This window comes from Rossellomorea marisflavi (assembly GCF_001274775.1).
Lineage (GTDB): Bacteria > Bacillota > Bacilli > Bacillales > Bacillaceae_B > Rossellomorea > Rossellomorea marisflavi.
In genome coordinates this window covers 405,779-423,015 of the sequence record NZ_LGUE01000008.1, presented here as the reverse complement: position 1 = coordinate 423,015, position 17,237 = coordinate 405,779, and the positions used below count along the sequence as shown (strand labels likewise).

Here is a 17,237-nt window from a genome sequence, read left to right as displayed (position 1 = left end):
GACAGCAAGGGAAAAACATTGTTTTTTCTTTGCCGTTGTCTAGGTTTTTCTTTTTTAAAAATCAAAGCTTTTAAATAAAGGAGGTTTTCACAATGGATTTCGCAAAAACAGCAGAACTGATGATCCGCCATATCGGCGGGGAACAAAATGTCACCTCTCTCGTGCATTGTGCCACAAGGCTCAGGTTCAAACTGAATCAGCGTGAAAAAGCAGACAAAAAGGCCATCATGGCACTTGATGGTGTAGTCACCGTCATGGAAAGCGGCGGGCAATTCCAAGTAGTCATCGGAAATGACGTCTCCCACGTCTACCGTGAGATCGGGAAACAAACATCCCTCCTATCGGATACGTCTTCAAAACAGACGGACGAAAAAGGGGATAAAGGATCCGCAGTCGGCAGGGTCATCGATATCATTGCCGGGATCTTCACGCCGCTTCTTGGCATCATGGCCGGCGCAGGTGTTCTGAAGGGGGTCCTTCAGATTTTGACGAGTACCGGGGTGATGACTCCGGATAATACGACGTATATCATTCTATATGCTGCAGCGGACAGCCTATTTTACTTCTTGCCTGTGTTGTTAGCGTTTACAGCTGCGAGGAAATTTGATGCGAACCCATTCATTGCCGCTACGATTGCCGGGGCGTTGATCTATCCGTCCATCATTGAACTGGCCAACGGGAACGTTGAAACCACGTTCTTCGGCATCCCTGTCGTGATGATGAAATATTCTTCAACTGTCATCCCGATCATCCTGGCGGTCCTCGTCATGGGGTATTTCGAGCGATTCCTGAACCGCAGGATCCATCAGTCCGTGCGTACATTTATTACGCCGTTTGTCTTATTGGTTACGATCCTGCCGTTGACGCTTCTCGCCTTTGGACCGTTCGGTGTGTATGTCGGAAATGGGATTGCAGCAGGCATCCTCTATGTATTCTCACTGAGCCCGATCATTGCCGGTGCCATTGTCGCCATGTCCTGGCAGGTGCTTGTCATCTTTGGTGTTCACTGGGGGATCATTCCGATCTTCATCAACAATATCACTGTACAAGGCTATGATAACGTCAAGCCTGTAACCGCTCCGGCTATCTTTGCACAAGCAGGGGCAGCCCTTGGTGTCATGCTGAAGACGAAGAACAAAAAATTGAAGGCCCTCTCTGGTTCGACTGCAATCACCGGTCTATTCGGGATCACGGAACCAATCGTATACGGTGTCACCCTGCCGCTGAAGAAGCCATTCATCATGGCCACGATCAGTGCAGGTGTCGGGGGAGCCATCGTCGGCTATTCCCAAAGCGCCGCCATCGCTACGGGCCCTCCGGGATTATTGACCCTCCCGATCTTCTATGGCGAAGGCTTCATCGGCTTGATCATCGGGATCTCTGTATCCTTTATCTTGTCCATTGCCCTTACGTATATTGTCGGCTTTAAAGATCCCGTGGAAGAAGGGACGGACCAGGAAGTTCCTAATGATCAACACGTCACGCCATCTTCCACTATCGGAGCCGTCAGCCCGCTGACAGGCATCGTGATGCCCCTGTCTGACGTCAAAGATGCCGCCTTCTCTACAGAAGCCCTTGGAAAAGGAGTCGCCATCCTTCCGACAGAAGGCAAGCTGTACTCTCCGGTCACGGGTGTGATTGGCACCTTGTTCCCATCGAAGCACGCTGTCGGGATTGTAGGAGACGATGGAGCTGAAATCCTCGTCCATGTGGGTCTCAACACCGTCCAGCTGAATGGTGAGCATTTCACCGCACATATCGCCCAGGGGGACCGCGTCGAAGCGGGTCAGCTCCTTGTGGAATTCGATGTGAAGGCGATCCAGGAGGCCGGGTATGACCTGTCCACGCCGATCGTCGTGACCAATACGAATGAATTCATGGACGTCCTCTCAGAAGAACCGGGGGATATCAAAGCAGGAGCACGCCTGCTATCTTATATGAAAGAAAAGGAGCGAGTATCATGACCACGACTACATTTCCAAAATCCTTCCTTTGGGGAGGGGCCATTGCAGCAAACCAAGCAGAAGGAGGATACCGCGAAGGGGGGAAGGGGTTGACCAACGTTGACCTCCTTCCACGCGGTGAAGAGAGATTCTCCTATATGAAAGGGAATATCCCACACCTGGAACTTCAAGATGATCTTTACTACCCGTCACATGAGGCCATTGATTTTTATCATCGCTACAAAGAAGATATCAAGCTGTTTGCCGAGATGGGCTTTAAATGCCTTCGGGTGTCTGTATCTTGGGCAAGGATCTTCCCGAACGGGAACGACGCTGAGCCGAATGAAGAAGGATTGACGTTCTATGAAAACCTCTTCGCAGAGCTCAAAGCGAACGGAATCGAACCCGTTGTAACCATCGCCCATTTTGATGTGCCCGTCCATCTGATTGAAACGTTCGGAAGCTGGAAGGGCCGTGAGCTCGTCGGATTCTACGAAACGTATGCCCGCACTCTTTTCAATCGTTTTAAAGGAACCGTGAAATATTGGATGACGTTCAATGAAATCAATATGCTTTTCCATCTGCCTTTCCTTGGGGCAGGAATTGTGTTCAAAGAAGGTGAAAACCGGGATCAGGTCCTCTATCAGGCTGCTCATCATCAGCTTGTCGCCAGTGCCCTTGCCGTGAAGGCACTCCATGAGATCGATCCGGAGGCACAGATCGGGTGTATGCTGGCCGCAGGTGTAACGTATCCGTACTCCTGTAATCCGGAAGATGTCTGGGCGGGAATCGAACGGGATCGCGAATCCTACTTCTTCATCGACGTTCAGTCCCGTGGAGCGTATCCGGGCTATGCGAAGCGCTTCTTCCGGGAGCAGGAGTGGGATCTTCATATGGAAGAAGGAGATGAAGACATCCTCAAGGCTCATACGGTGGATTACATCGGATTCAGCTATTACTCCAGCCGCACGATCAGCCGTGATCCCGAAATCCTCGGGAAGATGACGGCAGGCAATGTGTTCCCTTCGGTCAAAAATCCTCATTTGAGAACATCAGAATGGGGATGGACGATCGATCCAAAAGGGATCCGGATTACGGCCAATCAACTGTATGATCGCTATCAAAAACCATTATTCGTCGTGGAAAACGGCCTTGGAGCCATCGACGAGCCCGGCGCAGATGGGGAAATCAACGATGCCTATCGAATCGATTATCTCTCAGCCCATCTCCGCGAGCTGAACGAAGCGATCAAGGACGGAGTCCAGCTGTTGGGTTACACATGCTGGGGACCGATCGATATCGTCAGCGCGTCAAGCGGCGAAATGAAAAAGCGCTATGGCTATATCCATGTGGACAAAGACAACGAAGGCAATGGCACCCTCAACCGTTCTAAGAAGGCCAGCTTCGACTGGTACAAACAGGTGATCGAGACGAATGGAGCGGCATTGGAGAACGAAACCGTCAAAAGTTGAGAGGTTAATTCCCCTCTTCCCATTGACAACAAGAGCTAAATCCTGAATAATTATTATATTGAGAAAATTAAATAGCGATATTCCTTATTAAGAGTGGTGGAGGGACTGGCCCTGTGAAACCCGGCAACCGCTGTTCAAACTTGAACAGAATGGTGCTAAATCCTTGAACGAGATTCGTTCGGAGATGAGGAAGAGACGAGAATCATCAGGCTCTTCCTTTTACCGGGAAGGGCCTTTTTATATGAAAAAAGGGAGAGGATTCAGATGACACACGTACAGACAAAAGGTAAGAAAGCGATAAAAGCCCCGTTCCGGGCAGATCAGGTGGGTAGCCTGCTGAGGTCGGAGCGGATCAAGGAAGCACGCGAACGGAGCGGGAATGGAGAACTATCCGCAGCTGAACTCCGACGAATCGAGGATGAAGAAATCATCCGCATCGTCGACAAGCAAAAGGAAATCGGCCTCCAAGTCGTGACCGATGGTGAATTCAGGAGGGCGTGGTGGCACTTCGACTTCCTTGAAGGTCTGGATGGCGTCGAAGGATATGAATCGGGCCAGGGGATCAAGTTCCATAACACGACGACCAAGGCACGTGGCATCAAAGTGACAGGAAAAGTGGACTTCACGGATCATCCGATGCTGAAAGACTATGAATTCCTTCATGGCATTGCAGGCGATCACACTGCCAAGATGACGATTCCGAGTCCAAATATGCTTTTCTTCAGGGGGAAAATTGAAACGGACATATACGGTGATAATCTGGATGCTTTCCATCACGATGTGGCCGAAGCCTACAAAAAGGCGATCCGTGCTTTCTACGATGCAGGCTGCCGCTATCTGCAGCTCGATGATACGGCATGGTCGGTGTTCTTCTCCGAACAGGGACATGAGCAGATCAAGGCATTCGGCCGTGAACCAGACGAACTCAGGGAATCCTTCGCACGTACCATCAATGAGGCTGTGAAGGATCGCCCAGAGGACCTTGTCGTGACCATGCATATTTGCAGGGGGAATTTCAAATCGACATGGGCAGCTGAGGGCGGATATGAAGCGGCTGCCGAAACCATTTTCGGCGGGCTCGACCTCGACGGGCTATTCCTGGAGTTCGATGATGAGCGTTCCGGAGGCTTCGAACCGCTACGCTATGTGACGAATCCGAATCTCCAGATCGTCCTCGGTCTTGTGACGTCCAAGCATGGAGATCTCGAGGCGACGGAAGACATCGAGGCACGGATACAGGAAGCTGCACGCTATGTGGACATCAACCAGCTCTGTCTCAGCCCCCAATGTGGATTCGCTTCAACCGAAGAAGGAAATCTGTTGACGGAAGCAGAACAATGGAAGAAGCTGCAACACGTGATCGCCATTGCCGATCGGGTGTGGGAATAAGGTTCCCATTCAGCCAGTAATCAATTAGGAGAGGGTTTCATTGCGGATACAGTATGCTCTGTTTATCCTCCTGGCCGCCATGCTGTGGGGAACAACGGGGACGGTGCAGGCATTGGCTCCTGAAGGCGTCCATCCTATTGCCATCGGAGCGGTGCGCCTGGCCATAGGAGGCTTATTCCTCCTTCTATTATCCTTGGGAAAAATACATTGGAGAGGGTGGCCCTTAAAAGGAACCGTGGCTGCCGCTCTTTGTATGGCACTCTATCAGCCTTTCTTTTTCTCGGCAGTCAGCATGACGGGGATTGCGATTGGGACCGTGATCGCCATCGGAAGCGCCCCTGTCATAGCAGGACTCCTTGAATGGGGGATAAAAAGGAAGGTCCCCCAAGCCTCCTGGTGGGCCTCCACCGCCCTGGCCATCGCAGGCTGCATCCTTCTGTTCACGAATAGAGGGTCGGTCGTTGCCGACCCGCGCGGCATCCTCCTCGCACTGGGGGCGGGGGCTTCATTTGCCGGGTACACCATGATCAGCGGAACCCTTGTTAATAGAAGGGAAACACTTCCAGTGGTCGCTGTCGTGTTCATGCTGGGTGCATTCTTCCTCACGCCCTTCCTCTTCCTCTATGATCTATCGTGGCTTATGGAGGCAAGGGGAGCCGGGGTTGCCCTGCATCTCGGGGTCGTGGCAACAGGACTTGCCTATCTTCTCTTTGCACGTGGACTGGTGAAGGTGCCTGCCTCAACCGCCGTGACGCTCTCCCTCGCCGAACCTCTCACAGCCACCATGCTTGGAGTCTTCCTGATTGGCGAATCCCTTGATGCTCTGTCATGGTTGGGCGTCGGTCTTCTCCTTCTGGGGATTGTGCTATTAGTGTGGGGACAGAGAGGGAAATCGGAACTAGATAAAGGACAAGTGAGATCAGCTTAGGCTGGTCTTTTTTGTGTGGGAATGGATAAACGAGGGAATCACAAAGTAAAAATGTTTTAGGGTGGTATTTTTGGGGATATATGTAACTTGTAGAAGTTATTTGCCCCCTGCTCTATAGGCTGCACGTATATATGAGAGGTGTTTATATGAAAAAAAGACATTTTGTTATTGGTATGGTGATTCTGGTGTTGATTGCAGCTGGAGGGTGGATACTCATGAAAATGGCCGGCCGTCCCTTGGCTTTGAAGGATTCTTTGACGGCGAGTCATCTGGACACGGAATCCCGGAGGGACGACGGCTTTTATCTCTATACATCGAAGAAGAATGGATATTCCATGTTGTTTCCTGAAGACTATTCTATTGACCGGGAGTCTCATGAGGAAAAAAAGAAATTTGAATCATGGCATATCTATCCTTTAAGTGAAGAGGATGAAACGCTATTACGTTCGATAAAGTACATCTACTCCTATGATAGAAGTCCTGAAGCATTTTTTAAGAAATATAGCTACCAAGGAGATTATGAAACGATCAATAAGAAGGAGGATGCTCAAACAGTCATCCATATCGGGGCCGTTTATAATTCCTTCGATAAAGATGCAAAGATGACAAAGCGTGATCCAGCGAAATATGGTCCAAGTCTGGTCCTTGCAATGGTTGAGAATCCAGATACCGGTGAGAATCTTAGGATTATTTCTTCTGTAAGATGCCCTAAAAACAAAACATGCGAAAAGGTTCGGTTGGAAGAGGAACGCAACTTCGTCATGAGGCTGGCTGAGAGTGTTCAATTTAAATAAGAGTAGAAGAATGCGAGATTCCTGTTCTTGTAGAGAGGTGAAGATATGAGAAGAAAGCATGTCGTTGTCGGGTTTGCACTCCTTCTATCTGTGGCAGCAACAGCGGTGTTTTTCATGAAACTCGCCGATCGTCCGGCAGCGTTGAAAGATTCGTTTACGGTGGGTCGTCTAGACAAGGAGTCGAGGACAGGTGATGGTTTTTTTGCCTACACCTCTGAGAAGAATGGATACTCGATGTTATATCCCGAAACCTATGTCATTGATAGGGGAACCTTCCAAGAAAGAAGCCGATTTGAATCTTGGAGGATGATATCTAAAGATAATGATGCAGAAGGCCTGATACGGTCCATGAAAATTTCATACAACCATAACGATAGTATCCCCGAAGCCTTCTTTGAACGATACAGCTATGAAGGAGAGTTTGAAACGCTTAGCCCGAACGACTCAAGTGGGTATGAAATATATATCGGTTATGTACACAATGATTTCGACGAACATGCGAAATTGATCAAACGTGATCCCGCGGAGTATGGACCAAGTTTAGTTATTTGCCTGATTAAGGATCCCGATACAGGCGAAACAATGAAAATTCATTCTTCAACGGTTTGTCCTAAAAAGTCTTCGTGTAAGAAAGTAAGTCTGCAATCTGAAAAGGAATTTGTAATAAGGATGGCAAAGAGTGTAGAATTCCAAAATTAAGTAGTGAAATGATAGGTATTCATTTCACTGGAGTATGAGATACCACTGTAGATCCATGAGAGGTGTGTACATGAGGAAACGATATGTTTTTATTGGTTTTGCGTCCTTTCTTATTATTATGGCAGCGGGAGGGTGGGTCTTTATGAAACTCGCGGATCGTCCGGCGGCAATGAAAGATTCATTGACAGCAAGTCATCTGGACAAGGAATCCCGGACGGACGACGGCTTTTATCTCTATTCATCGAAGAAGAATGGATATTCCATGTTGTTTCCTGAAGAATATGCAATTGAAGGGTTGACGTTCCAAGAAAAAAAAGGATTTGAATCGTGGAATATGTCGCCTGAAGAAAATAAGGAAAAGGCACTGCAGCGCTCTATCAAAATTTTATACTCCGACAGCGATAGTATTGTTGAAGCCTTTTTTGAACGGTACAGCTTTGAAGGAAAGTATGAAACGTTCAACACGAACGACTCAAGTGGTTATGAAATATATATTGGGTATGTACATAATGATTTCGATGAAAATGCGAAGTTGATCATGCGTGATCCCGCGAAGTATGGACCGAGTTTAGTGGTTTGCATGATTAAAAACTCCGATACGAGTGAGACTCTTAAAATTCATTCGCTCACGGTTTGTCCTGAAAAGTCTTCGTGTGAGAAAGTAAGTCTGCAATCTGAAAAGGAATTCATGCTTAGAATGGCCGAAAGCATAAAATTCAAGGAATGAATAATAGACTCGGGTTTCCAAGGGTCTACATCAATGGTATGGTCCTAGCCACAGTCAGGCTCACACAATGAGTATTTTTAACGTCTTTCGAACACGAAAATAAAAAAATAAAAAGTTTTAAAAAGTTTTTTTAAAAAAAGTGATCCAAATAGAAAACCCTCTCGTTATCTTAGTGTAAATATAAAAAACCAGGATAAAAGGAGAGGAATACATTGAAAAAATCAAAGCTAATGAAAAAAATCGCAGCACCTGTACTGGGGCTATCCCTATTGGCCGCACCGACAGCAAGTTTCGCAGCAGAGCAACCGACAGCCGTCACTCCGGCATCAGACTTGCGATCCACTCTTGATCAGCTTCTATCAGAGCACTTTGTGCTAGCGGTTGACGCAATGGTAAAAGATTATAATGACGCACCGGACGAAAAACAAGCCATGAAGGCACTGGATGACAACGCCAAGGATATGACGCCGGCGATCGAATCCATCTACGGTGAAGAAGGAGCGAAGGAATTCGAACGAATCTTCCGCGGACATAATGCTTACTCAGAAGACTTCGTAAAAGCCGCTCAATCTGGTGATGAAGATGCGAGAATGGCCGCTGAAAAAGAAGTGGATGAATTCGTAGAAGAGTTCTCGACTTTCCTCAGCACAGCAACGGAAGAAAATCTTCCGAAAGATGCAGCAGCTGAAGTACTGAAGGCACATGAAGAAGATGTCCTTAACGCATTCGATGCATACGTAGAAGAAGACTACAAAGGCTACTTCTCTTCATTCCGCGAAGGATATGACCGCATGTTCGATATCAGTAAAGCTCTTTCAACAGCGATCGTGACTCAGATGCCTGATAAATTTGAAGGATCAAAAGCCGATTCTGCAGCAGCTGATCTTCGTTCTACATTGAACAACCTGGCAGCAGAGCACTTTGCCCTTGCAACAATGGGTATGCAAAAAGGCGTTGACGGAGCAGCTGACTATGACTTCGCCAACTGGGCTGAAGATGAGCACACAAAAGACTTCAAAGCAGCCATTGCTTCCATCTACGGAGATGAAGGTGCAGCACAATTCGAAAAGATCTGGACTGGCGAGCACATCAATGCCCAATCTGATCTAGTAGCCGCTGTATTGGCTGATGATAAAGAAAAAGAAGAAGCAGCACGCGAAAGCTTGAGCATGTTCTCTGAAGACTTCGGTAACTTCCTAGGAACAGCAACAGAAGGAAATCTACCTGCTGAAGATGCCATCGCAGCAGTAAAAGGCCACGAAGAGCAAGTATTGAAAGCATTCGATGACTACTTGGCTGAAGACTACGATGCAAGCACTGCAGACTTCCGTGAAGGATATGCGTACATGTTCGGAGTTGGTAAAGCGCTTGGAGATGCCATCGTGAAACAAAACCCTGATATGTTCGCAGGTTCCGATATGCCATCTGCTATGCCTAACACAGGTATGGGTGGAGCTGCACAAGACTCCAATGCACCAATCATGGCTTGGACAGCAGGAATCACTGCTCTACTAGCAGCTGGAGTATTCCTTATCCGCAAAAAAGTATCAAACCAACAATAATTAAATGAAGAGAGAAGGGCTTTACCGCTCTTCTCTTTTTCCTACTAGAGGTGAGAAGATGAAAAAGAGACTATTGATCGTATTGACTGTCATGCTCCTCAGCATCATAAGCTTCCAGGTGTTCGCCCAGGAAAATACCACACCTCAGCAGTCGTCAGAGAAAAAGCAGGTGAAAGCTGAGAAAGAGACAAAGCAAAAGACGAGACCGATTGGCCACAAAGGGGAAGAATTTGTTCTTCTTGACTCTTTACAGAAGAAGAAAGCCGAGCTGGAAGAACAATTAAAGGTTCAAGAAGAGGGAATTACCCCCGTAAGGATCCAAATTCCGAGTATGGATATCGATACAAAGGTGATCCCTGTCGGACTGAAGGAATCCGGTGAAATGGATGTTCCGGAGTCTACGGAAGTGACCGGATGGTATGACCGCGGTCCAAAGCCGGGCGGGAAAGGAAGTTCCGTCGTGGCAGGGCATGTCGACAGCAAAAAAGGTCCCGCCATCTTCTTTTACCTGAAGAACATCGAGGTCGGGGAAACGATCACCCTCACCGATGAGAACGGCAATGAGCGCACGTTCAAAGTAAAATCAAAAGAGAGCTATCCTTACAATGACGCACCGATCGAAAAGATCTTCGGTCCATCGGATAAACGGAAGCTCAATGTCATCACCTGTACCGGTACGTTCGATCACGATAAGCATGAGTATCCAGATCGGTTGGTCGTGTACACCGAGCTGATCAGTGAAAAGCAGAAGCAGGAGGAAAAAACACCTGAGCCACCGACCGACGTCACCCAAGAATCCAATGTGATCAACTGGCACGCCGTCCGTGCAGACGATGTCATCGGCTACCGCGTCTATAAAAAATCTGCTTCCGAAGAAGAGTACACCCACGTAGCCAGCATTTCTGCCCATGAACGGAAAAGCTTCTTCGATGAGAATCATGAAGAGGGTGACTCTTATTACGTCACCACCGTCAACATCCAGGAAAACGAATCCAAGCCATCTGAAAAGGTGCCTGGGGAATAACGCATAGAAATAGAAGACAATAAGAAAAAACGGCCGATTACTTGAGAACCACTCTAGTAATCGGCCGTTTTATTGTTTTTAGGAAGTAGGTTATGTGCAGCTAAAGGATTCAATCCTTTTAATACGGGGCATATATGAGGTGATTCGCTACAACGATCAGAATTACTGAGTGGATTGGAGCGGAAGGCGCTTGACTCCTGCGGGAAAGGAGGAAAGGTCGAGATCCCGCAGGCGCAGCCGAGGAAGCTCGACTTCCTCCCCGCGGAAAGCAAGCGCCTGCAGCGAAAAGGAACGGACTTTGTATTCATTCATCCTTCATTTAAAAAATGCAAAAACCCCTTATATAGAAAGGTTGAGTGTGCACGCACACCACCACATCTACAAGGGGTATCATGAACAGGTCATGCTCTCAGCTTTGTCAGCCTCAAATCTGGAACAGCCATACTACAAGCGGTCCGATGACGGAGCCGAGGAGGGCGCTCAGGGTCATGGAGACAGAACTCATGGAGACGGAAAGCTCACCGTATTCCATGGCCTTTGAGGTACCAAGTGCATGCGATGCACTTCCGAGGGCGATCCCCTGTCCCATTTTGCTCCGGATCCGTACCCATTTGAGGATCATCGGTCCGAGGATGACGCCTGAGAATCCGGCCACCATGACGAAGACGACGGTCATGGCCGGTACGCCGCCGATTCCGGATGCGATCTGAATCGCTACAGGCGTCGTGATCGATTTAGGGATGATGGAGAGGATCAAATCATGATCCATCCCAAGGATCCGTGCGAACAGGAATCCACTCATCATGCCAGTGAGAAGGCCTGCCAAGACTCCTCCGATGATGGTCAGGCTGTACTTCAGGATGACGTCCCTCTGCTTATAGAGAGGGTAGGCGAGGGCCACGACTCCCGGGCCGAGAAGGGAATGAATCCACTGTCCACCGACCATGTAGTCTTCATAAGGAATATGGAAGCCGACAAGGAGACCGACCACCATGATCGTGGAGGTCAAAACGGGGATCAGGACGGGAAGGGAGAAGCGTTTATAGATTCCCGCCATGACGATGTAGATCCCCACGGTTGCCGCAATGCTTACGATTGTGAGCAGGAATTGCTGCATCGTTTTTCCTCCTTCCGTTTTGATCTTTTCTCAAGGAGCTGGCTCGCATGTCCCGCTACAGCGATGGTCACGACGGTACTGACGATGACAATCAAGAATAAAGCCGCCCCGGTGGGTGATACAAGGCCTGGGTAGTTCATGACGCCCGCCATGGCAGGGATGAATAATAGTGGAAGGATGGACAGGAGAAAGCTCGCTCCGTCTTCCACGACCACAACCGGGACGACTTTGATTGCAAGGCACAGAAGGAGAAGGAGCAGACCGACGATGCTCCCTGCAATCGGAAGATCCAATGCCTGTTGAATCCAACCTCCTGCAAAGGAAAACACATATAAAATTCCGACTTGTAAAATAATGCGGAGTACTTTCATAACGTCGCTGTTAAAACAGCTTTGAACCCTTCTTTCACGTAAGTTTTCGGTAAGAAAACGCTTTACAAATCAGCGAATTGCTTGTACGATACAATTAATATATTTGTATTATACAAGCATTTGGTCATTTGTCAACGAATCTGTCAGGTTTCATACCGAAAAGGAGCGAAAAAATATGGATGAATTAAATCCTCTTGAGCGTGTTGAATATGAATTGACGACCTTTATCCGAAGAGCCGTCTACCTTGATCAGTCTGAACGGAAGATTGGATTTCTGGAGCGTGCTTCCTATCTACTCCTTCGGCAGCTCGATGAATTCGGACCTTCACGGGTCAAAGATCTCGCCGATTCCTTCAAGCTTGATATTTCGACATTATCCCGACAGGCAGGCGGGTTGGAGACGAAAGGACTCATCGAACGCTTCGCCGATCCAGGTGACGGGCGCGTCAGGATGTTCAAGATCACAGAGCTCGGCAAAGAGAAGCTTGAAGCAGATAAGCGATTGAGGCTGGAACGCTACAATGAATGGATGGACGGATGGAGTGAAGAGGAACGGGGGCTCTTCGGTGAATTCCTTACCAGGTTGAACAGGGGATTTGTTGATTGAGGCCTAAACGTGAGAAAATAGGGGTACTGAATATAGGTCTGCCATCACAGAAAGGTACGAGTGAACATGAAAAAAACAGAGAAATTGTTTTTGGATTATGCAAGTGATCACGATTTGAACCCCTCGGAAGAAGAAATCCTCTCCTTCCTCATCGAATCACATGATAAAGGAGAACAGCTCAGCATCCGCAGGGCGGCGGATCAGCTGTTCGTCTCCACCACCTCCATCATCCGCCTGTGTAAGAAGCTCGGATTCAGCGGTTATAGCGAATTCATCTTCAACTTGGGATTGAAGGTGAAAAATATGCAGGATCCAGGTCCTGCCACCAGCCTTCACGTTCCCCTCGTCAGGAAAAAGGAAGAGTTTCTTTCCAATGCCCGTTGGACCCTTGATTCCATCGGGGAAGACAGCATCAAACAATTCCTCGATGAACTGAAGCAGCACAACCTCATCTACTTCTATGGAGCCGGTTTCTCCACTCTGTTCTCCAATTACCTGGCAAAGAAGCTTGAGCTTTATGGTTACTATGTGTCCAACACGTCCACCAGTGACAGCCGGGCGATTTTCTTCAATAACATCCAGCGCTACAACCTCTTGATCATCTTTTCACGATCCGGTGAGACGGCGAAGGTCATTGAAAAGGTGCAGATTGCCAAGGACAAAGGCCTTAAGACCGTCCTCTTCACGGGGAATCGTCAAAGCACCACGGCTTCCCTTGCCGATATCGTCTTCCCCGTCTTCGATCCCACAATCGAGTCGCAGCAGGAATTCCAGGTAACCTCTTATGAATCCAATATGTTCATGCTGATCGACATCCTCCTGAGCCTAGCCATAGAGCAGGGAATCATCGAAGAATATTAGATGTAACATGTTACATCTTTTGTTCACACTGTACAGATTCCCTGTAATCCCTTACATGAGCCGGTTATCCGCGCTATACTTTGGATGTAAATGATAGCGTTTACTTATTAGGAAAGGAAGGCTGCATATGAAAAGAGTCGTCAATGGTCTTCAAACATTCGGAAAATCATTATTTGCACCGATCTTGATCCTACCGATCATCGGTTTGTTCATTGCTTTCGGAAATGTGTTCGGGAATGGGAATCTTGCGGAGTACGTCCCGTTCCTCGCACATCCCTATATACAAAACTTCGGGACATTCATCTCGTCCTCAGCCGTATCGATCCTTCAGAATCTGGCGCTGATCTTCGCCGTCGGGATCCCCATCGGTCTTGCCCGAAAAGATAAGGGATATGCCGCTCTAACAGGGCTTGTCACCTTCGTGATCTTCATCAACGCCATGCACCAGGTATTGAAGATCTCAGGCAATCTTGTCCCTGCTGAAGAGATGCAGCTTGCAGGACAGGCCATGGTCCTGAATGTACAAGTACTTGAAATGGGCGTGTTCGCAGGTATCCTGATCGGGGCCCTTGTAGGAATCCTTCACAACAAATACTGTGACACGGAATTCAAGGGTGTGCTCTCCATCTACTCCGGACATCGCTTCGTCGCCATCCTGGCGATACCGAGCGCTATGATCCTCGGCTTCCTGGCCGCTGAATTTTGGCCATTTGTCCAAAACGGGATTACGGCTTTGGCCGGAGGGATCAAGAGCCTTGGGGACGTCGGTTTCCTGATTTATGGATTCCTAGAGCGGATCCTCATCCCGACGGGTCTCCACCACTTGGTCTATACGCCATTCCTTTACACGGAGCTAGGCGGAACGTCGACAGTGGCAGGAGAAGTCGTCTACGGGGCACGGAACATCTACTTTGCAGAAATGGCCGATGCCGGCACGAAGGTGCTGAGCAGCACGGTGAACTGGGATGCCAGGGGACTTGCAAAAATGTTCGGTCTCATGGGTGCAGCCCTTGCCATGTATGTAACGGCGAACAAGGATAAAAAGAAAATGGCCAAGGCCATCCTGCTTCCTGCAGCCGTCACGTCCTTCCTTCTCGGGGTGACAGAGCCGCTTGAGTTCGCCTTCTTATTCACGGCACCGATCCTGTTCGTCGTCCATGCCGTCCTGACAGGAGCGGGAATGATGCTCCTGAATGTATTTGGGGTCCATGCCATCGGGGCAAATGGCATCATCGACTTCCTGCTCTACAATCTACCGCTCGGTACGACCAAGTCGAACTGGCCGATGTTCATCCTTGTCGGATTGCTCATGTTTGCCGTGTACTTCGTCGTCTTCCGCTTCTTGATTCTGAAGCTTAATCTGAAGACACCGGGTCGCGAAGAAGAGGCAGAGGCAGAGGCTCCGGTAGAGGAGAAGAGTGCTGCTTCCCCTGGAACCGCAGCACCCCTTGGGGAAACGATCGTTGCCGCCCTTGGAGGCAGTGAAAACATTGAAAACGTCGACAACTGTTATACCCGCCTTCGCCTTGTCGTGAAGGATCCGGGAGCGGTCGATGAGCAGAAGCTAAAAGAAACGGGCTCTAAAGGAGTCATCAAGTCAGGTAACAACGTACAGGTAGTCTATGGTCTGAACGTGAAATCCGTACGGGATCAAGTCGATCAAAATCTAGGAGGAATGCAGCTATGAAAACATATAAACTAGCAATTGCAGGTGGAGGAAGCACATATACGCCAGGGATTGTAAGGAGTCTGATGGATCGTCTGGAGGACCTTCCACTTGAGGAAATCAGATTTTACGATATTGATGGCGAGCGACAATCGAAGGTCGTCGTGGCAGCAACAGCCGTGATCCGTGAATACTCCGATTCCATCAAAGTCCTTGATACGACTGATCCAGAGACGGCCTTCACGGACGTGGACTTCGTTTTCGCCCAAATGCGGGTCGGGAAATATGCCATGAGGGAATTAGATGAAAAGATCCCCCTCTCCCATGACGTGGTAGGACAAGAAACATGCGGACCGGGTGGACTGGCTTACGGTCTGCGGACGATCTTCCCGATGGTAGAGCTGATTGATTTTGTTGAACAGTATGCCAAAAAGGACTGTTGGATCGTGAACTACTCGAATCCAGCTTCGATTGTCGCTGAAGGGGTAAGGAAGCTGCGTCCTGATGCACGCGTCCTCAATATCTGTGATATGCCGGTCGCCACCATGAGGAATATGAGTGCGATCCTCGGGGTTGAGCGTGATGAACTGAAAGTGGACTACTTCGGGTTGAATCACTTCGGCTGGTTCACCAGGGTGGAAGTGGACGGCGTCGACCGCCTTCCTGAGCTTCGGAAGCATGTGAGTGAGCATGGCCTCCTGACAGAGGACGTATCGAAGATCGACTATCGACATGCGGATGCGTCCTGGATCAAGACGTTCAAGAACATCAAGCCGATCATGGACTTCTTCCCGGATTATCTGCCGAATCCATACCTTCAATATTATCTGCTGCCCGAATACATCGTGGAGAATTCCAATAAGGAATATACCCGTGCCAATGAAGTCATGGATGGACGCGAGAAATCACTCTTTGAAACCGTCAGGAAGTATGAAGAGACCGGAGTCCTTGAAGACGCGTTCCACGTGGGCGTTCACGGCATCTTCATCGTGGATGTGACAGTCTCCCTTGCACAAAACCTGGGAGAACGCCATCTCGTCATGGTGGAGAATAACGGGACGATCCCGAATCTGCCGGCTGACGCCATGATCGAAGTCCCTGCCTCCATCACGAGTGATGGACCGGTACCGGAATATGTAGGAGAAATCCCTTATTTCCACAAGGCCATGATCGACCAGCAGCTTGCCTCTGAAAAGCTCCTGGTGGAAGCCATCACAGAAGGATCCTATGAAAAGGCACTGCAGGCCTTCACCCTTAATAAAACGATTCCTTCAGCCATCGTGGCGAAAAAGATCCTCGATGATCTTATCGAAGCGAATCAAGCGTACTGGCCGACCCTGAACAAATCCTTCTCTGAAGGTGTGTTGGTTTAATTCAATAGAAAAAGCGCATGCCTCGGGCATGCGCTTTTTTTTGCTTACAAGACCAGATTCGTATTCCAGCTGATCTTTCTTATGGGGCTGTTGGGCGCAGTCAGGATCCTGGTCAGCATGACTTGCTGACTCTTCATGAAGGCTACTGAAGCTTCTTCGTTTTCTTTATTGAATTCTGCTCCTGCCGAGTGGGAGATCAAGAAATCGCTCCACTTGGAGAAGTCCTTTTGAGCCCTCCTACCGGCTTGGAAGCCATATTCATATGCGTCCTCGCTGGTTATATAATCTGCCACCCAGGCATTTTGAGCGAACATCGTACAGAACCCATAGTCCGTTCCTGCAATGGTTTTACTACTCAACTTGTGAAGGTACCGGTTTACGACTTTGTACTGATTCCGTGTCTTTTCGTCCTCGAGGGAGGAGATCCACTGCTCCCGGTCAGGGGCTGAGATGAATAGGAGGGTATTCTTCATACGATCGAAATCCTTGCGCAATCCTTCTTCCAGGAACCATTTCAGTTTGGCATGGGCCGTTTCTGCATCCACGATTCCCCAATATTCCAGGAGTTTCTTTGCCCGGTCCTTTGTTATATCAAGGGGCTTATAATGCAGGACAGAATAATAACCAAGATCTCCAGTATAGTTCAAGGAAGCCACCAGATTCACAAATCGTTTCTGTTCTTTATTCATAGATATCTCTCCTTT

At 48.7% G+C, this 17,237-nt stretch carries 17 protein-coding genes and 1 riboswitch; of the genes, 13 read left to right on the top strand and 4 right to left on the bottom strand.

Annotated features, from left to right (window positions below):
- Nucleotides 1-92: 92 nt before the first annotated feature.
- The 9 genes from AF331_RS20145 to AF331_RS20105 all read left to right on the top strand — a co-directional run bounded on the left by AF331_RS20145 (nt 93) and on the right by AF331_RS20105 (nt 10,538).
- Nucleotides 93-1,964, top strand: coding sequence for a beta-glucoside-specific PTS transporter subunit IIABC (locus AF331_RS20145; RefSeq protein WP_053429772.1), 1,872 nt, complete (start codon nt 93-95; stop codon nt 1,962-1,964).
- On the top strand, nt 1,961-3,415 hold the full coding sequence (locus AF331_RS20140) for a 6-phospho-beta-glucosidase (RefSeq protein ID WP_053429771.1): 1,455 nt from the start codon (nt 1,961-1,963) through the stop codon (nt 3,413-3,415). The genes AF331_RS20145 and AF331_RS20140 overlap by 4 nt, the downstream gene beginning before the upstream one ends.
- An 81-nt stretch (nt 3,416-3,496) precedes the next feature.
- Nucleotides 3,497-3,606: riboswitch (SAM riboswitch) on the top strand.
- 73 nt (nt 3,607-3,679) lie between these two features.
- Nucleotides 3,680-4,804 carry a 5-methyltetrahydropteroyltriglutamate--homocysteine S-methyltransferase gene (locus tag AF331_RS20135; RefSeq protein WP_053429770.1) on the top strand — a complete coding sequence of 375 codons (1,125 nt, stop codon included), beginning with the start codon at nt 3,680-3,682 and terminating at the stop codon, nt 4,802-4,804.
- Nucleotides 4,805-4,844: 40 nt separating this feature from the next.
- Complete coding sequence (locus AF331_RS20130; RefSeq protein ID WP_082347074.1) at nt 4,845-5,732, top strand: EamA family transporter; 888 nt, start codon at nt 4,845-4,847, stop codon at nt 5,730-5,732.
- Nucleotides 5,733-5,878: 146 nt separating this feature from the next.
- Nucleotides 5,879-6,526 carry a hypothetical protein gene (locus AF331_RS20125; RefSeq protein WP_053429769.1) on the top strand — a complete coding sequence of 216 codons (648 nt, stop codon included), beginning with the start codon at nt 5,879-5,881 and terminating at the stop codon, nt 6,524-6,526.
- A 45-nt stretch (nt 6,527-6,571) separates the two neighbouring features.
- The gene (locus tag AF331_RS20120; protein WP_053429768.1) at nt 6,572-7,225 is read left to right on the top strand and encodes a hypothetical protein; all 654 of its coding nucleotides are present in this window, start codon (nt 6,572-6,574) and stop codon (nt 7,223-7,225) included.
- Nucleotides 7,226-7,295: 70 nt separating this feature from the next.
- Nucleotides 7,296-7,952 (top strand): hypothetical protein, encoded by a 657-nt coding sequence (locus tag AF331_RS20115; RefSeq protein ID WP_152915735.1) that lies wholly within the window; start codon nt 7,296-7,298, stop codon nt 7,950-7,952.
- Between the two features lie 230 nt (nt 7,953-8,182).
- Nucleotides 8,183-9,514, top strand: coding sequence for a copper amine oxidase (locus AF331_RS20110; protein WP_048012133.1), 1,332 nt, complete (start codon nt 8,183-8,185; stop codon nt 9,512-9,514).
- 58 nt (nt 9,515-9,572) lie between these two features.
- Nucleotides 9,573-10,538 (top strand): class F sortase, encoded by a 966-nt coding sequence (locus tag AF331_RS20105; protein ID WP_053429766.1) that lies wholly within the window; start codon nt 9,573-9,575, stop codon nt 10,536-10,538.
- Nucleotides 10,539-10,700: 162 nt separating this feature from the next.
- Here the strand turns inward: AF331_RS20105 and AF331_RS22650 are convergent, their stop codons facing one another.
- The 3 genes from AF331_RS22650 to AF331_RS20095 form a co-directional block, all read right to left on the bottom strand.
- Nucleotides 10,701-10,850 (bottom strand): hypothetical protein, encoded by a 150-nt coding sequence (locus AF331_RS22650; protein WP_160316603.1) that lies wholly within the window; start codon nt 10,848-10,850, stop codon nt 10,701-10,703.
- A 112-nt stretch (nt 10,851-10,962) separates the two neighbouring features.
- A complete protein-coding gene (locus AF331_RS20100) occupies nt 10,963-11,655 on the bottom strand; it encodes an LrgB family protein (RefSeq protein WP_048004722.1) in 693 nt (230 codons plus the stop codon).
- Entirely contained in the window at nt 11,628-12,026 is a 399-nt protein-coding gene (locus AF331_RS20095; RefSeq protein WP_053429765.1) for a CidA/LrgA family holin-like protein, read from the bottom strand. Before AF331_RS20095 ends, AF331_RS20100 begins: the two co-directional genes overlap by 28 nt.
- A gap of 175 nt (nt 12,027-12,201) precedes the next feature.
- Between AF331_RS20095 and AF331_RS20090 the strand changes: the two genes are divergently transcribed.
- The 4 genes from AF331_RS20090 (at nt 12,202) to AF331_RS20075 (ending at nt 16,533) form a co-directional block, all read left to right on the top strand.
- Complete coding sequence (locus tag AF331_RS20090; protein ID WP_053429764.1) at nt 12,202-12,633, top strand: MarR family winged helix-turn-helix transcriptional regulator; 432 nt, start codon at nt 12,202-12,204, stop codon at nt 12,631-12,633.
- Nucleotides 12,634-12,699: 66 nt separating this feature from the next.
- Nucleotides 12,700-13,494 carry a MurR/RpiR family transcriptional regulator gene (locus AF331_RS20085; RefSeq protein WP_053429930.1) on the top strand — a complete coding sequence of 265 codons (795 nt, stop codon included), beginning with the start codon at nt 12,700-12,702 and terminating at the stop codon, nt 13,492-13,494.
- A 127-nt stretch (nt 13,495-13,621) separates the two neighbouring features.
- Nucleotides 13,622-15,181: a PTS transporter subunit EIIC gene (locus AF331_RS20080; RefSeq protein ID WP_053429763.1), complete on the top strand. Its 1,560-nt coding sequence runs from the start codon at nt 13,622-13,624 to the stop codon at nt 15,179-15,181.
- Complete coding sequence (locus AF331_RS20075; protein ID WP_048004727.1) at nt 15,178-16,533, top strand: 6-phospho-alpha-glucosidase; 1,356 nt, start codon at nt 15,178-15,180, stop codon at nt 16,531-16,533. Before AF331_RS20080 ends, AF331_RS20075 begins: the two co-directional genes overlap by 4 nt.
- Before the next feature lie 44 nt (nt 16,534-16,577).
- On the opposite strand, the gene AF331_RS20070 is transcribed toward AF331_RS20075, so the two are convergent.
- Nucleotides 16,578-17,222 (bottom strand): DUF1266 domain-containing protein, encoded by a 645-nt coding sequence (locus AF331_RS20070; RefSeq protein WP_053429762.1) that lies wholly within the window; start codon nt 17,220-17,222, stop codon nt 16,578-16,580.
- Nucleotides 17,223-17,237 lie beyond the last annotated feature (15 nt).

Bases quoted from the DNA above. Each gene is read 5' to 3' on its own strand.
- AF331_RS20085 (WP_053429930.1), top strand. From the start codon at position 12,700: ATGAAAAAAACAGAGAAATTGTTTTTGGATTATGCAAGTGATCACGAT.
- AF331_RS20135 (WP_053429770.1), top strand. From the start codon at position 3,680: ATGACACACGTACAGACAAAAGGTAAGAAAGCGATAAAAGCCCCGTTC.
- AF331_RS20090 (WP_053429764.1), top strand. From the start codon at position 12,202: ATGGATGAATTAAATCCTCTTGAGCGTGTTGAATATGAATTGACGACC.
- AF331_RS20070 (WP_053429762.1), bottom strand. From the start codon at position 17,222: ATGAATAAAGAACAGAAACGATTTGTGAATCTGGTGGCTTCCTTGAAC.
- AF331_RS20080 (WP_053429763.1), top strand. From the start codon at position 13,622: ATGAAAAGAGTCGTCAATGGTCTTCAAACATTCGGAAAATCATTATTT.
- AF331_RS20120 (WP_053429768.1), top strand. From the start codon at position 6,572: ATGAGAAGAAAGCATGTCGTTGTCGGGTTTGCACTCCTTCTATCTGTG.
- AF331_RS20145 (WP_053429772.1), top strand. From the start codon at position 93: ATGGATTTCGCAAAAACAGCAGAACTGATGATCCGCCATATCGGCGGG.
- AF331_RS20125 (WP_053429769.1), top strand. From the start codon at position 5,879: ATGAAAAAAAGACATTTTGTTATTGGTATGGTGATTCTGGTGTTGATT.
- AF331_RS20095 (WP_053429765.1), bottom strand. From the start codon at position 12,026: ATGAAAGTACTCCGCATTATTTTACAAGTCGGAATTTTATATGTGTTT.
- AF331_RS20140 (WP_053429771.1), top strand. From the start codon at position 1,961: ATGACCACGACTACATTTCCAAAATCCTTCCTTTGGGGAGGGGCCATT.
- AF331_RS20075 (WP_048004727.1), top strand. From the start codon at position 15,178: ATGAAAACATATAAACTAGCAATTGCAGGTGGAGGAAGCACATATACG.
- AF331_RS20105 (WP_053429766.1), top strand. From the start codon at position 9,573: ATGAAAAAGAGACTATTGATCGTATTGACTGTCATGCTCCTCAGCATC.
- AF331_RS20110 (WP_048012133.1), top strand. From the start codon at position 8,183: ATGAAAAAAATCGCAGCACCTGTACTGGGGCTATCCCTATTGGCCGCA.
- AF331_RS22650 (WP_160316603.1), bottom strand. From the start codon at position 10,850: ATGAATGAATACAAAGTCCGTTCCTTTTCGCTGCAGGCGCTTGCTTTC.
- AF331_RS20100 (WP_048004722.1), bottom strand. From the start codon at position 11,655: ATGCAGCAATTCCTGCTCACAATCGTAAGCATTGCGGCAACCGTGGGG.
- AF331_RS20115 (WP_152915735.1), top strand. From the start codon at position 7,296: ATGAGGAAACGATATGTTTTTATTGGTTTTGCGTCCTTTCTTATTATT.